This is a genomic window from Falsirhodobacter sp. alg1 (assembly GCF_000739715.2).
In the GTDB taxonomy this organism is placed as follows: Bacteria; Pseudomonadota; Alphaproteobacteria; order Rhodobacterales; family Rhodobacteraceae; genus Falsirhodobacter.
The window spans coordinates 1-538 of record NZ_BBJC02000087.1 but is presented as its reverse complement, the minus strand read 5'-3'; the positions used below and the strand labels follow the sequence as shown (position 1 = coordinate 538).

Genomic DNA, 538 nt, shown 5'->3' with positions numbered 1-538 from the left:
GCTGTTCTGGATGACGGCATGGGCCTGCAGGAGGCGATGGACGCCCCCNGCAGCTTTGCCACCGGCGGGCAGCTGGAAATCGAACCGACCATCAGCGCCGAGGTGCAGGCCGATCTGGCCGCACGGGGCCACAGCCTGAAAATTGTCAGCAGCCCGATCGGGGGCAGTCAGGCCATCCGCATAGCCGAAGGCACGCTGGAAGGGGGCTCCAAGAAGATTGTGGCAAGCTTTGTCGTGGCTGCGGATAGTGCAGACGACGTTCCTTTTTNAATCAGGCCTATATCCAGACATAAAAAAANCGGTGGTGCCCAGGGAGGAGGAGGGGCACCACCGTCTTTTATGTACGCGTGACCCAGGGAGGAGGGGGTCACAGCGAGTGAAACGCTACCCAGGGAGGAGGAGGGGCACCGTCTCAGTCCACGATCACCCAGGGAGGAGGAGGGGCGACCGAAGGTATGGTCGGCGCATCCGAAAATGCCCCGAAGCTATCTGTTGCGGCGACCCCAGGGAGGAGGAGGGGGTCGCCGCGGGTCCGATC

At 63.0% G+C, this 538-nt stretch carries 1 protein-coding gene; it reads left to right on the top strand.

The annotated features are described in order from the left end of the window. On the top strand, nucleotides 1–351 hold a 351-nt coding region (locus TR36_RS14325), incomplete at its 5' end, for a gamma-glutamyltransferase (protein ID WP_192841379.1). Nucleotides 352–538: the final 187 nt, after the last annotated feature.